Below are 12127 nucleotides of genomic sequence, written 5' to 3' on the forward strand. Positions count from 1 at the left end.
CGCCCGGGCCCGCCCGGCGACACCCCGCCGTGCCGCCCTGCGCTCGGTGCCGGCCGGCGGCCATACTGGACCGTGGGCCGGAGCGATACGGCATCGTTCGAGAGCGGTGGTGGGCAAAGGCGCAAGGGGAACGGGGGCGGCGGCGAAGAATGGCTGAGTCCAGGCTGATCCACGACCGGTACCGGCTGCTGGATCTCATCGGGCGCGGCGGGATGGGCGAGGTATGGCGGTCCCGGGACGAGTCGCTGGGCCGCCGGGTGGCCGTCAAGTGCCTCAAACCGCTGGGGCCGCAGCGGGATTCCACCTTCCTGCCGGTGCTGCGCGAGCGCTTCCGCCGGGAGGCCCGGGTGGCCGCCTCGCTCCAGCACCGGGGGGTCACCGTGGTGCACGACTTCGGAGAGGACGACGGCGTCCTCTACCTGGTCATGGAGCTGCTGGACGGCCGCAACCTGCGGCAGCTGCTGGACGAGCACAAGCAGCAGCCGCTGCCGGTGCCCGAGGTGGTGGACATCGCCGAGCAGATGGCCGTGGCACTCGCCTACACCCACGGCCAGGGCGTGGTGCACCGCGACCTGAAACCGGCCAACATCATGCGGCTGACCGACGGCACCGTGAAGGTCTGCGACTTCGGCATCGCCAGGCTCGGCCACGACATCGACTTCACCGCCCGGCTCACCGGCACCGGCCTCGCCATGGGCACCCCGCAGTACATGTCGCCCGAGCAGATCGAGGGCGACGCCCCCATCGACCACCGCAGCGACCTGTACTCGCTGGGCTGCGTGCTCTACGAACTGGCCACCGGCGCCCCGCCGTTCGACGGCGCCGACGCCTGGAGCGTCCTGGTCGGACACCGCGACACCCCGCCGGTGCCGCCCCGCCGGCAGCGGCCCGAACTCCCCGAGCCCTTCGAGCGGATGGTCCTGGACCTGCTCGCCAAGGAGCCGGACCAGCGCCCGCAGGACGCCGCCGACCTGGGCGGCCCGATCGGCGACGCCCGTGCCGAAGTCGGCGACCGGTGGTCCGGCGGTGCGCGGTTCGCCCCCGGCGGCGGTACGGCGCCACCCCCGCTGCCCGCCTGGGCGCGCTCCCTGACCACCGGGTCCAAGGCCGGCGCCGCACACCGTGCGGACAGCGCCCCGGCTCCGGTCGCCGACGGGCTCACCGGGGTGTGGACCGGCCACTTCGCCCCCGGGCCGCCCGTCCCGCCGACCTTGCCGGACCGGCCCCTGCCACCGCCCGGCCTGCTGGAGAGCCTGGCCGCCCGGCACCGCACCGGCCTCGAACTGGCCCGGCTCGGCCGCTGGGAGGAGTCCGGCGCGGTGCACCGCTCGGTGGCCGCCGAACGGGAGCACGCCCTGGGCCCCGACCACCCCGACACCCTCGCCAGCCGGTACGAGATCGCCTACACCCTCAGCCGGGCCGGGCGCCCGGCCGACGCGCTGCGCGAGTACGGCCGGGTATCCGCCGGACTGGAGCGCGTGCTGGGCCCCGAGCACCCGGACACCCTGGCCGCCCGGCAGGAGACCGCGTACGTCCTGGGCCTGCTGGGCCGCCACCTCGACGCCCAGCAGGTGTACACCGCCGTGCTGGCCGCCCGCGAGCGGACCATGGGCCCCGAGCACCCGGAGACCCTGCGCTGCCGCCACAACCTCGCCTTCACCCTGGGCCGGCTCGGCCGCCTGGAGGACTCGTACACCATGGCCGCCGAGGTGGCCGCGGCCCGCGCCCGGGTGCTGGGCCCCGACCACCCCGACACCCTGGTCACCCGGTACGAGGTGGCGCACGCGCTGGGCCGGCTGAGCCGCTGGCCCGAGGCGCTGCACCAGTACCGCGAGGTGGCCGCGGCCCGCGCCCGGGCACTGGGCGCCGACCACCCCGACACGCTGGCCGCCCGTTACGAACTCGGCATCAGCCTGGGCCGGCTGGGCCACGGCGCCGAGGCGCTCGCGGTCTGCCGGGACCTGGTCGCCGACCGCACCCGCACCCAGGGCCCCGACCACCCCGAGACGCTGCGCGCCCGGCACGGTCTCGGCGTCAACCTGGGCAGCCTGGGCCGTTGGGAGGAAGCGCTCGCCGAGGCCCGGGAGGTGTGCGCGATCCGCGAGCGCACCCTGGGTCCCGACCATCCGGACACCCTGGTCAGCCGCCGGGAGATCGCCGTGGGCCTGGGCTGGCTGGGCCGCTGGGCCGACGCGCTCACCCTCTACCAGCAGGTCGCCCGGGCCCGCGAGCGGGTACTGGGCACCGACCACCCCGACGCCATCACCAGCCGCACCGACGAAGCCCAGTGCCTGGACCAACTCGGCCGCCGGGAGGAGGCGGTGGAGATCTACCAGCAGGCCGCCGCCCTCCGCGGCCGGGCCGCGCCGAGCGCTCCCCGGGACGCGCGGTGAGCCGGTCCGCCGACCCTCGGCGGCGTGGCGCCGCCTGGACGGGGCGTGTCCCGCGTGCTACCGATGAGCCATGCCACCAGGGGACGCGTATGACGCGGTGATCGTCGGCGGCGGCCACAACGGACTGGTCGCCGCCGCCTATCTCGCCCGGGCCGGGCGCAGTGTGCTGGTGCTGGAGCGTCGGGACCAGGTGGGCGGGGCGGCCGTCTCCAGCCGCCCGTTCCCCGGTGTGGACGTCCGACTGTCGCGCTACTCGTACCTGGTCAGCCTGCTGCCCCCGGTGATCGTACGGGACCTGGGGCTGCGCCTGACCCTCGCCAAGCGCGCCGTCTCCTCGTACACCCCCGTGGTACGCGCCGGGCGGCCCACCGGGCTGCTGGTGCACCGCGCCGAACCGGAGCGCACCCGCGCCTCCTTCGCCCGGCTGACCGGCTCCGACCGGGAGTACGCGGCCTGGCGACGCTTCTACGGCATGACCGGGCGGCTGGCCCGGCGGGTCTTCCCCACATTGACCGAGCCCCTGCCCACCCGCGCCGCGCTACGGGCCGAGGTGGCCGACGGGGCCGCCTGGGAGGCGCTGGTGGAGCGGCCGCTGGGGGAGGCGATCGAGGCCGCGTTCGCCGACGACCTGGTGCGCGGCGTGGTGCTGACCGACGCGCTGATCGGGACCTTCACCCATGCCCACGATCCCGCGCTGCGGCAGAACCGCTGCTTCCTCTACCACGTGATCGGCGGCGGCACCGGTGACTGGGACGTCCCGGTGGGCGGCATGGGCGCGCTCACCGACGCGCTGGCGCTGGCCGCCCGGCAGGCCGGTGCGTACCTCGCCACCGGCCGCACCGCCACCGCGATCGCCACCGACGGCAGCTCGGCCGAGGTGACCTACCGGGACGCGGTCGGCGAACACACCGCGGGCGCCCGGCAGGTGCTGGTGAACGCCTCCCCGGACCGGCTCGCCGAGCTGCTGGGCGAGCCGGTGCCGCGCCCCGCCGCGGAGGGCGCCCAGCTCAAGGTGAACATGGTGCTGCGGCGGCTGCCCCGGCTGCGCGATCCGGCGGCCGACCCGCGCGAGGCGTTCGCCGGCACCTTCCATGTCGCCGAGGGCTACCGGGAGTTGGACCTGGCCCACCGGCAGGCGGCGGCCGGCCGGTGCCCAAAGGCACCGCCCTCGGAGATCTACTGCCACTCGCTGACCGACCCCACCATCCTCGGCTCGGAGGCGGCAGGGCAGGGCCTGCACACCCTGACCCTGTTCGGACTGCACACCCCGGCCCGGCTGTTCGCCGCCGACCATGACGCGGTCAAGGCCGAACTGCTCTCCGCCACCCTGGCCCGGCTGGACGCCCATCTGGCCGAGCCGATCGCCGACTGCCTGGCGGTGGACGCCGAGGGCAGGCCGTGCGTCGAGGCCAAGTCCCCCGTGGACCTGGAGCGGGAGCTGTGGCTGCCCGGCGGCAGCATCTTCCATGGCGACCTGGTCTTCCCCTGGGCGGAGGAGGAGCCGGGGGAGTCGGGCCCGGAGCGCTGGGGCGTGGCCACCGGGCACCCCAACGTGCTGCTGTGCGGGGCGGGCGCGGTACGCGGCGGCGGGGTCAGCGGGGTGGCCGGCCACAACGCGGCGATGGCGGCGCTGGGCCGCTGAACCTTCGGCGCCCACTGAACTGACGCAGCGTCAGAAAAAGCCTTCCGTCCGCACTCCGGCTGCGGCATCCTGCCGCCATGGAGACGGAGCTGAGCAGACGACTGGGAGTCGAACACGCGGTCTTCGGCTTCACGCCCTTCCCCGCGGTCGCCGCCGCGATCACCCGGGCCGGCGGCTTCGGGGTGCTGGGGGCCGTCCGCTACAGCGCCCCGGACGAGCTGCGCCGCGACCTGGAGTGGATGCAGCGGCACACCGGTGGCGGACCGTATGGCGTGGACGTGGTCATGCCCGCCGCCATGGCCCGCCCCGAAGAACCCGCCGGGGACGCGGCGGACGGCGCCGGGACGGACCTGGAGGCGCGGATCGAAGCGCTGATCCCGGAGGGCCACCGGGAGTTCGTCCGCGCCACCCTGGCCCGCTACGGGGTGCCCGATCCGGCGCCCGGGGAAGCGAGCGGCTGGCGCATCACCGGCTGGCTGGACCAGGTCGCCCGCAGCCAGCTGGACGTCGTCTTCGACTACCCCGTACGGCTGCTCGCCAACGCCCTCGGCGCACCACCCGCCGACGTACTGCGGCGCGCCCACGACCACCGCGTGCCGGTCGCCGCGCTGGCCGGCAGCGCCCGGCACGCCCGTCGGCACCAGGCGGCCGGGGTGGACATCGTGGTCGCCCAGGGCTACGAGGCGGGCGGCCACACCGGCGAGATCGCCTCCATGGTGCTCACCCCCGAAGTGGTGCGGGCCGTCGATCCGCTGCCGGTGCTGGCCGCCGGCGGCATCGGCACCGGCGAGCAGATCGCCGCCGCGCTGGCCCTGGGCGCCCAGGGCGTCTGGCTGGGCTCGGTCTGGCTCACCACCCGGGAGGCGGAACTCCACTCCCGGGCGCTGACCCGCAAGCTCCTCGCGGCCGGCTCCGGCGACACGGTCCGCTCCCGGGCGCTGACCGGCAAACCGGCCCGCCAACTCCGTACCGCGTGGACCGACGCCTGGGACGCCGCGGACAGCCCCGACCCGCTGCCGATGCCGCTGCAGGGCCTGCTGGTCGCCGATGCCGTCTCCCGCATCCAGCGGTACGAGGTCGAGCCCCTGCTGGGGACCCCGGTCGGCCAGGTCGTGGGGCTGATGACCGAGGAGCGCCCGGTCCAGGCCGTCTTCGACGACCTCACCCGCGGCTTCGAGCGCGCCATCGACCGCCTGAACCGCGTCGCCGGACGCGTGACCTGACCCGACCCGACCCGACCCCGGCCCGGCTTCCCGGCCCACCAGGCACGCCCCGGGTAGCCTCAACGGATGAGTGAGATCCATATAGTTCAGGCCAACGGCGTCCGGCTGGCCTACCGGACCTGGGGCGCGCCCGACGCCCCGCCCCTGCTGCTGCTCCACTGCCTCGGCGCGGACGGCTCCGACTGGGCCGGTATCGCTCCGGCCCTCGCCACCGACCACCGGGTGTACGCGCTGGACCTGCGCGGCCACGGAGGAAGCAGCCGGTCGGACGAGTACCCGCTGGAGCAGCAGTGGGAGGACGTCGCGGCGTTCCTGACCGCGCTCGGTCTGGACCGGGTCACCCTGATCGGCCACTCCTACGGCGCGGTGGTCGGTTACCTGTTCGCCCAGCGGTATCCGCACCGGATACGGCGGCTGGTGATCGAGGACGCACCGGCCCTCCTGCCTCAGGACCCGCCGCTGACCGTGCCGCCGCCACCGCCCGGCGAAGAGGTGTTCGACTGGGAGGTCAAGGTGCAGTTCACCGCCCAGCGCAACGCCCCCGACCCCGGCTGGCTGACCGGACTCGCGAACATCACCGCGCCCACCCTGGTCATCGGCGGCGGCCCGACCAGCCACTTCCCCCAGGAACTCATGACCGACCTGGTCCAACGCCTGCCGCAGGGGCGGCTGGTCACCATCGACGCGGGCCATCTGGTGCACGCCACCCGCCCCGAGGAGTTCCTGGCCGAGGTACGCGCCTTCCTCGCCGAGCCTGACTGACCCCGGCGACCGGCCCGGCCGGCCGAATTGATCCGTGCCCTCGGCGGGGAGGGCGCACCGGGCCGCCGGTGCCCGTCCGCCGCCTCAGCGATGCCCGGGCGCCGGCTCGTCCTCGACCGACCAGCTGACGCCGTGGGCGCCGAGGTGGTCCAGGAACCCGGCCGGGTCGAAGGCCTGCGCGTGGGCCAGCACCCCCGCGGGCGCGCCGTCGGCCACCAGCCGGCGGGCCGCCTCCACGGCGATCACGGCGGTGGTGCCGTAGGCGTCCCGGCCGCGCACCACACCCCGGGCCCGCCGCCCGTCCACCCCGACCGCCTCCACCGCGAAGGACCAGCGCATGGCCGTGCGGTCGGCGACCTCGGGACCGAACGGCAGGCTGTCGGCCAGCTCCGGCGTCAGGGTGGTGAACAGATCGCTCACCTCCTTGGTGGCCAGGGCCTCGAAGCGGCGGGTGGGCACGTGCCGGGGCACGGTGACCATGGCGGGCAGCGCGAACCGCAGCACCGGGCGGGGCTCGGACTCGTCCGCCGGCACCATCTCGGTGCGGCGCGCGGTGGCCCGCGGCACCCAGGCGGCGTCCTCGTAGCCGAGCCCGCCGCTGAGCAGGGTGTCCCGGATGGCCCCCATGGAACGTACGGTGCCCTGTGAGGCGCCACCGCCGACGAGGTCGACCACCAGGGCGATCTCCGCCGCCTCCCCGACCCGGGCCGCGGTCAGCGCGGCGATCAGGTCGCTGGGCAGGCCGTCGTCGGTGGTGCCGGGCACCACCGCGCGCCCGGCCCGCCGGGCCGGCTCGTCGAACTCCCGGAAGGCCCGGTCCAGATAGGGCTGCTCGCCGGTGGTGTCGACATAGTGGCAGCCGGCGGCGAGCGCCGCGCGGATCACCCCTTCACCCCACCGGTGGAACGGGCCCGCGCAGTTGACCACGGCCTCGCAGCCCTCCAACGCGGCGGTCAGACCCGCCAGGTCGTCGGCGGCGGCGATCCGGATCTCCGGCGCGGCGATCCCCGCCTCCTCGGCAGCGGACCGCAGCCGCCCGGCGTCCCGCCCCACCAGCACCGCCGGGACGCCGCGGCGCGCCAACTCGGCGACCGCCAGCCGGCCGGTGTACCCACTCGCCCCGAACACGGCGATCCTCATCGTGAACTCCTCAGGCAGCAGACTGCGTCGACAGCGGCGAGCGGTGTCGTCCCGCTCGCCGTCATCGAGCCTAGGAAGAGCGGACGAGATCCTCGATGCCTGATCGTCTCCATCCGCTGTCCGTTCGTCTCGGCCCGAGGACGGAGCGACGGGAGTCAGGGCAGGAACGCGTAGAACGGGCCGTCGGGCGCGCGGTCGCGAGCGCGCAAGGTCACGTCCCTGCCCTGGAGGTAGGCCAGCAGCCACTCGCCGAAGGTCATCTCGTAGAGGGTCCAGGACGGACTGTCGAACTCCTGGACCACCACGCGCCAGGGCGAGGAGGGGCCGTCGGGAACGCGCAGGAAGACCGCCTCGCCCGTCGTGGCCGACGCCACCGGCACCAGCTCCCCGGGGTTCGCCCCCACCGGACTCGGCAGGTACTCCGCCATGTCCTCCTCGCGCCAGAGTTCGAGGTCCCCCCTGATGTTCTCGCCCAGACTGTGCAGCAGATGACCGGCGGGGTGCTTGAGATACAGCTGCCCGTTGATCTCGATCGAACCGTAGGCGTCCACGATCTCGCGGAAGTCCGCGGGGAAGCCGATCCCCAGCTCCCGCTCCAGCTCGACCCACGGGGTCGGATCCGACCAGTTGAACCGGGGTTCGCCCAACAGGGCCGCGATCTCGGGAAGTAGTGCCACCACGGGGTCCTTCTGGCGCGTCGGGAGGGTGCCGTCCTGGAATCGACCGCGGCACAGGAGGAATTCTCCCCGACCCCCGGGACCCGTACGCGGTCGCCCCGCCGAACGGCGGCGGCGGGAACGGACGCGTGAGCGTCCGCGCCCACCGGCGCGGCCCGGTCGGTCGCGCCACGCGGCACCGACCGGTCCAGGGGACAGGGGCTAGCGTGCTCCCATGGACGTGCTCAGCGATGTGATCACCTCGATGCGCGGCGGCCGGCCGCACGCCTCCCGCACCCACCACCAGGGCGCGTGGGGCACGGGGTTCCCCGAGTCCGACGGCGCGGGCTTCCATGTGGTGCTCAGCGGGGCGTGCTGGCTGCTGCCGGCCACCGGGGCGCCGATCCCGCTGAGCACCGGCGATGTGGTGTTCCTGCCGCACGGCCGCGGCCACGGGCTCGCGGACGCCCCGGGCACCCCGCTGAAGCCCTTCCGGCCCCAAGACCCGGAACCCATGAGCGGTGTGCGCTTCGCCGTGCCCGAGCCGGAGCCGGCCCACGCCCCGAGCGTGCGGCTGCTGTGCGGTGCCTACCGGCTGGAGCGGTCCCGCTCCCACCCGCTCCTCACCGACCTGCCCGAAGTGGTCCACCTGCCCGCCCGACTCGGCCGCCACCCCGAACTGCGCGCCGCGGTCGACCTGCTGGGCCGCGAGCTGGAGATCCCGCGCCCGGGGGCCGGCGCCGTACTGACCGCGCTGCTGGACATGCTGCTGCTGTACGTGCTGCGGGCCTGGTACGAGGAGCAGGCGGACCGGGCGCCCAGCGGCTGGGCGGCGGCCCTGCACGACCCGGCCGTGGCGGACGCGCTGCGCGCCATCCACCAGGACCCGGCGCACCCCTGGACGGTGGAGTCGCTGGGAAGGGCGGGAGGGCTCTCCCGGGCCGCCTTCGCCCGCCGCTTCGCCACCCTGGTCGGACAGCCACCGCTGGCCTACCTCACCTGGTGGCGGATGACCCTGGCGGCCCGGCTGCTCCGCGACTCCGAACTGCCGCTGCGCACGGTGGCCCAACGCGCCGGCTACGTCTCGGAGTTCGCCTTCGCCAAGGCCTTCAAGCGCCAGTACGGGATGCCGCCCGGCGGCTACCGGCGCGGCGGCCCGGTGTCCCTCGCCCCGCGGGCCGCGGTGGGGGAGTAGCCCGGGCGGGCCCCAGGTCCCGGGCTCGGCCGGGCGCGCCGGCCGGCATGCTGCCCGGCGAGGCCGCGGCCACCCGGGCCGGAAGCCCGGGAGTCGGCTACCCGGGCCGGAGACCATGGCCGTCCGGGCCGGAGGCTTAGGAGAAGGCCACCCGGGCCGGAGGCCGCCACCCGAGCCGGAAGCTCCGGTGTCAGCCACCCGGGCCGGAGACCGCGGCCGTCCGAACCGGAGGCTCAGGAGACCGCCACCCGAGCCGGAGGCTCACCGCACCGCGCCCAGCACCTCCCGGGCCCAGCGGTAGTCCGCCTTGCCGCTGGGGGAGCGCTGGATCCGGTCGGTGAAGACCACGGTGCGCGGGACCTTGTAGCCGGCCAGATGGGCGCGGCAGTGGGCGCGTACCGCGTCCTCGGTCAGCGGCTCGGCGCCGGGGCGCGGTTGGACGACGGCGGCCACCCGGCTGCCCCACCGCTCGTCCGGGACGCCCGCGACCAGGACGTCGTACACGTCCGGGTGGGCCTTGAGGGCCTGCTCCACCTCCTCCGGATACACCTTCTCGCCACCGGTGTTGATGCACTGCGAGCCCCGGCCGAGCACGGTGACCAGACCGTCCGCGTCCACCGTGGCCATGTCGCCGAGCAGCACCCAGCGTTCACCGTCCCGCTCGAAGAAGGTCTCGGCGGACTTGGCGGGATCGTTGTGGTAGCCCAGGGGGACGTGTCCGCGCAGCGCGATCCGGCCGGTGCCGCCCGGAGCGACCGGCCGCTGGGTGGCCGGGTCGACCACCGCGGTATGGGCGTTGACCCGGATCCGGAACGCGCCGCCGGCGGCCGGTCCGTCGGTGGCGGTGCCGTTGAACCCGGACTCCGAGGAGCCGAAGTTGTTGAGGAGCATGACATGCGGCAGCAGGGCGGTGAACTGGGCGCGTACCGTCTCCGAGAGCATCGCGCCGGAGCTGCTGACCGCCAGCAGCGAGCCGCAGTCGGTGTCCCGGCAGGGGCCGGCCAGCGCGTCCGTCAGCGGGCGCAGCATCGCGTCGCCGACCAGCGAGATGGTGGTGACCCGCTCCCGGGCGACGGTGCGCAGTACCTCCTCGGGCTGGTAGCGGCGGTGCAGCACCACCTTCTGGCCGTAGTCGAAGGCGATCAGGGAGGTGAGGGTGGAGGTGCCGTGCATCAGCGGGGGAGTGGGGAAGAAGACCAGCCCCTCGCCGCCGGCGGCCACCCGTCGTGCCAGCTCCTGGGGGCGGGACACCGGCTCGCCGGAGGGGGCGCCGCCGCCCAGCCCGGCGAAGAACAGGTCCTCCTGGCGCCACAGCACTCCCTTGGGCATGCCGGTGGTGCCGCCGGTGTAGATGACGAACAGGTCGTCCGCGGAGCGCGGCGGGAAGTCCCGGTCGGCCCGCCCGTCGGCCTCGGCCTCGGCGAACGGGATCGGCGCCGGGGCCGGTTCCGGGGTGCCCGGGGGCGCCTCGCCGACCCGGATCAGCTGGCGCAGGGTGCGGGCCTGAGGCGCCGCCGCGGCCACCCGCTCGCCGAACTCCGCGTCGTACACCAGCGCGACCAGCTCGGCGTCCTGGTAGAGGTAGGCCAACTCGGAGGCGAGGTAACGGTAGTTGACGTTGACCGGCACCGCCCGGATCTTCAGGCAGGCCCACATGGTCTGGAGGTACTCGGCGCCGTTGTACAGCTGGAGGCCCACCCGGTCCCCGGGGCGGACGCCCGTCCGCCGGAGGTGGTGGCCGAGCCGGTTGGCGGCGGCGTCCAGCCGCGCGTAGCTCAGCCGGCGCTCCGCCCCGCTGCCCGGCAGCTCCAGGCAGACCAGGGCCTCGCGGTCGGGCACCGTGTCCACAATCGATTCGAACAGGTCGGCGAGGTTGTACTCCACGGCTCCTCCTGACCGGATCGGGTGGGCTCGGCGGTCATTAGAGCGCCGGCCGGCGCAGACCGGAAGAGCCGGCACCGAGAAACCTGACAGGTAGTCAGGAAGCTATTGAAGTCCCGCACCGCCTCCGGCACCCTGTTCGGGATCCGAGGACGGGAGGACCGTCATGGCCGCACCGGCACACGGAACCGAGCACCTGACCGTACGGCGCGCCGGCGCCACCCTGGTGATCACCCTCGACCGCCCCGAGGCCCGCAACGCGCTCTCGCTGCCCATGCTGGTCGGCCTCCACGACGCCTGGCTGGCCGCCGACGCGGACGAGGCGGTCCGCTCCGTGGTCCTCACCGGCGCCGGCGGGGCCTTCTGCTCCGGCATGGACCTCAAGGCCCTCGCCGACCGCGGCCGACCGGCCGGCGACGCCTACCGGGACCGGCTGGCCGCCGACCCCGACCTGCACTGGAAGGCGATGCTCCGGCACCACCGGCCCCGCAAACCGGTGATCGCCGCCGTCGAGGGCCCCTGTGTGGCCGGCGGCACCGAGATCCTCCAGGGCACCGACATCCGGGTGGCCGGCCGCGGCGCCGTCTTCGGACTCTTCGAGGTGCGCCGCGGGCTCTTCCCGATCGGCGGCTCCACGGTGCGCCTGCCCCGCCAGATCCCGCGCACCCACGCCCTGGAGATGCTGCTCACCGGCCGCCCGTACACCGCCGCCGAGGCGCTGCGGATCGGGCTGATCGGCCAGGTGGTGCCGGACGGCACCGCCCTGGAGCGGGCCCTGGAGACCGCCGAACTGATCAACGCCAACGCACCGCTGGCCGTCGAGGCGGTCAAGGCGTCCGTCTACGACACCGCCGGCCTCGACGAGCCCGAGGCCCTCGCCCTGGAACTGGAGCGCGGGTGGCCGGTCTTCGCCACCGCCGACGCCAAGGAGGGCGCCAGGGCCTTCGCGGAGAAGCGCCCACCCGTCTTCCGGCGCGCCTGAGAGGAGTGACCGTGTCCGAGGCCCTCACCGCCCCGCTGACCGTCGAGTTCCCCTTCACCCGCTCCCTCGGCCCGATCCAGAGCGCCTTCCTCACCGGACTGCGGGAGCGCACCGTCCTGGGGGTGCGCACCGGCGACGGCCGCGTCCTGGTGCCGCCCACGGAGTACGACCCGGTCACCGCGGAGGAGCTGCACGAGCTGGTCGAGACCGCACCCACCGGCACCGTCACCACCTGGGCCTGGAACCCCGCCCC

The 12127-nt window shown here is 75.0% G+C and carries 10 protein-coding genes; 7 read left to right on the top strand and 3 right to left on the bottom strand.

Annotated features, from left to right (window positions below; all coding sequences use genetic code 11):
* Positions 1–149 precede the first annotated feature (149 nt).
* The 4 genes from E4099_RS20295 (at position 150) to E4099_RS20310 (ending at position 6020) form a co-directional block, all read left to right on the top strand.
* Entirely contained in the window at positions 150–2393 is a 2244-nt protein-coding gene (locus E4099_RS20295; RefSeq protein ID WP_135340518.1) for a serine/threonine-protein kinase, read from the top strand.
* Between the two features lie 70 nt (positions 2394–2463).
* Positions 2464–4035 (top strand): phytoene desaturase family protein, encoded by a 1572-nt coding sequence (locus E4099_RS20300; RefSeq protein ID WP_135340519.1) that lies wholly within the window; start codon positions 2464–2466, stop codon positions 4033–4035.
* A 77-nt stretch (positions 4036–4112) separates the two neighbouring features.
* A complete protein-coding gene (locus tag E4099_RS20305) occupies positions 4113–5258 on the top strand; it encodes an NAD(P)H-dependent flavin oxidoreductase (protein WP_135340520.1) in 1146 nt (381 codons plus the stop codon).
* Between the two features lie 66 nt (positions 5259–5324).
* Complete coding sequence (locus tag E4099_RS20310) at positions 5325–6020, top strand: alpha/beta fold hydrolase (protein WP_135340521.1); 696 nt, start codon at positions 5325–5327, stop codon at positions 6018–6020.
* Between the two features lie 84 nt (positions 6021–6104).
* On the opposite strand, the gene E4099_RS20315 is transcribed toward E4099_RS20310, so the two are convergent.
* Complete coding sequence (locus E4099_RS20315) at positions 6105–7160, bottom strand: saccharopine dehydrogenase family protein (RefSeq protein ID WP_135340522.1); 1056 nt, start codon at positions 7158–7160, stop codon at positions 6105–6107.
* Between the two features lie 155 nt (positions 7161–7315).
* Positions 7316–7837 (bottom strand): SMI1/KNR4 family protein, encoded by a 522-nt coding sequence (locus tag E4099_RS20320; RefSeq protein ID WP_245245032.1) that lies wholly within the window; start codon positions 7835–7837, stop codon positions 7316–7318.
* Between the two features lie 214 nt (positions 7838–8051).
* On the opposite strand from E4099_RS20320, the gene E4099_RS20325 reads away from it, so the two are divergent.
* Positions 8052–9011: an AraC family transcriptional regulator gene (locus E4099_RS20325; protein ID WP_135340524.1), complete on the top strand. Its 960-nt coding sequence runs from the start codon at positions 8052–8054 to the stop codon at positions 9009–9011.
* A 261-nt stretch (positions 9012–9272) separates the two neighbouring features.
* On the opposite strand, the gene E4099_RS20330 is transcribed toward E4099_RS20325, so the two are convergent.
* Positions 9273–10895: an acyl-CoA synthetase gene (locus E4099_RS20330; protein WP_135340525.1), complete on the bottom strand. Its 1623-nt coding sequence runs from the start codon at positions 10893–10895 to the stop codon at positions 9273–9275.
* 163 nt (positions 10896–11058) lie between these two features.
* Between E4099_RS20330 and E4099_RS20335 the strand changes: the two genes are divergently transcribed.
* Together E4099_RS20335 and E4099_RS20340 are read left to right on the top strand one after the other, a co-directional pair.
* A complete protein-coding gene (locus E4099_RS20335) occupies positions 11059–11874 on the top strand; it encodes a crotonase/enoyl-CoA hydratase family protein (protein WP_135340526.1) in 816 nt (271 codons plus the stop codon).
* Positions 11875–11885: 11 nt separating this feature from the next.
* Positions 11886–12127 (top strand): PhlB family protein (locus tag E4099_RS20340; protein ID WP_483414777.1); only part of this gene is annotated, 242 nt, incomplete at its 3' end.

The organism is Streptomyces palmae (assembly GCF_004684805.1).
GTDB lineage: Bacteria > Actinomycetota > Actinomycetes > Streptomycetales > Streptomycetaceae > Streptomyces > Streptomyces palmae.